At 45.4% G+C, this 1,920-nt stretch carries 2 protein-coding genes; one reads left to right on the top strand and one right to left on the bottom strand.

Annotation, left to right across the window (positions count from 1 at the left end; all coding sequences use genetic code 11):
* The first annotated feature begins 209 nt into the window (after positions 1–209).
* Positions 210–866: a quinolone resistance pentapeptide repeat protein QnrS1 gene (locus NMC31_RS25990; protein ID WP_001516695.1), complete on the top strand. Its 657-nt coding sequence runs from the start codon at positions 210–212 to the stop codon at positions 864–866.
* A 318-nt stretch (positions 867–1,184) separates the two neighbouring features.
* On the opposite strand, the gene NMC31_RS25995 is transcribed toward NMC31_RS25990, so the two are convergent.
* On the bottom strand, positions 1,185–1,799 hold the full coding sequence (locus NMC31_RS25995) for a recombinase family protein (protein ID WP_014839983.1): 615 nt from the start codon (positions 1,797–1,799) through the stop codon (positions 1,185–1,187).
* Between the last annotated feature and the right edge of the window lie 121 nt (positions 1,800–1,920).

The raw sequence follows: 1,920 nt of genomic DNA on the forward strand, positions 1-1,920 counted from the left end.
CACGGCTCTCCTAACCCTATCTAAAGCGAATAACTTTTTTCAACAGGGCCGCGTGCCAATGCAAGAGCGATAGGCGCTCTACGCGCCAATTTGACCACTTAAAACAGGTAAATTGAGGGGTTGTAATGTGTTGATGTAACAGGCTTTTATTTTAATGTCTTGGCATATGTATAATGGTAGTCTAGCCCTCCTTTCAACAAGGAGTACTCATGGAAACCTACAATCATACATATCGGCACCACAACTTTTCACATAAAGACTTAAGTGATCTCACCTTCACCGCTTGCACATTCATTCGCAGCGACTTTCGACGTGCTAACTTGCGTGATACGACATTCGTCAACTGCAAGTTCATTGAACAGGGTGATATCGAAGGCTGCCACTTTGATGTCGCAGATCTTCGTGATGCAAGTTTCCAACAATGCCAACTTGCGATGGCAAACTTCAGTAATGCCAATTGCTACGGTATAGAGTTCCGTGCGTGTGATTTAAAAGGTGCCAACTTTTCCCGAACAAACTTTGCCCATCAAGTGAGTAATCGTATGTACTTTTGCTCAGCATTTATTTCTGGATGTAATCTTTCCTATGCCAATATGGAGAGGGTTTGTTTAGAAAAATGTGAGTTGTTTGAAAATCGCTGGATAGGAACGAACCTAGCGGGTGCATCACTGAAAGAGTCAGACTTAAGTCGAGGTGTTTTTTCCGAAGATGTCTGGGGGCAATTTAGCCTACAGGGTGCCAATTTATGCCACGCCGAACTCGACGGTTTAGATCCCCGCAAAGTCGATACATCAGGTATCAAAATTGCAGCCTGGCAGCAAGAACTGATTCTCGAAGCACTGGGTATTGTTGTTTATCCTGACTAATTGCTTTGATGTGTGATTTTAAACGCTCAAATTTATAAAACGAATAATATTGTCAACCTTGCAATAATAGACATAGGGACAACCATGTATAAATTTTTACCCTCAGGCGTCTTCACAATAGAGCCATATAGCAGTGGGTCACTTAGTGGGCTTAATTTTTCCATTAAAGATAATATTAATATTGCTCAGTATAAAACATCATATGGTAGCCCATCTTGGCAAGTAAACATAAGGCTGCCATTTATAAGGCACTGTTGCAAAAATGTGGAGGTGATAGGGGTACTACGCCGGAACCCCAGATTTTTCCGTCCGTTCAAATTATCCACGGTTGAACAGCTTGATCCCGTCCGCCCGCAGTTGACCAACAGGGGAAATATGCCTGTACAAAGTTTGCCGGGTTATCCCAAGTTCCTGGCATAGCGTACTGACCTTTGTTTCTGATTGTCCCATTGATGCCATTGCCAGTCGCAGTTTGACTGGCGTCATTTTATAAGGTCGGCCGCCGTTCCGCCCACGGGCTCTTGCTGATGCCAGACCTGCAGTCGTTCTTTCAGCAATCAGTTCGCGCTCAAACTCCGCCAGTGCGGCAAAGATACCGAAGACAAGCTTGCCAGCGGCCGTTGTTGTGTCGATAGTCGCCCCGTGACCGGTCAGCACTTTCAGACCGGTCCCCCTCGCGGTCAGGTCGTGCACTGTATTAATGAGATGACGAAGATCACGACCGAGGCGGTCCAGCTTCCATACGACCAGCGTGTCTCCGGGTCGTAGTGCTTTCAGACAGGCTGTAAGTCCAGGACGCTCTTCTCGTTTGCCCGATGCCCGGTCCTCATAAAAATGTGCGGCATCAACACCTGCGGCGATCAGTGCATCACGTTGTAAATCATTCGTCTGCGAACCATCCGCTTTTGACATCCGAATATATCCGATGAACATATTTCCTCTGTCACATATACGTTCGATTATGTGACATTCTGATTTGGGTACCATAATCTGTCAACGGTAGTCACATTACCCGTAATTTAAATTATGACACGTAAAGGTTCTATGTTAATGA

Source organism: Pseudocitrobacter vendiensis (genome assembly GCF_943590815.1).
Classification (GTDB): Bacteria; Pseudomonadota; Gammaproteobacteria; order Enterobacterales; family Enterobacteriaceae; genus Pseudocitrobacter; species Pseudocitrobacter vendiensis.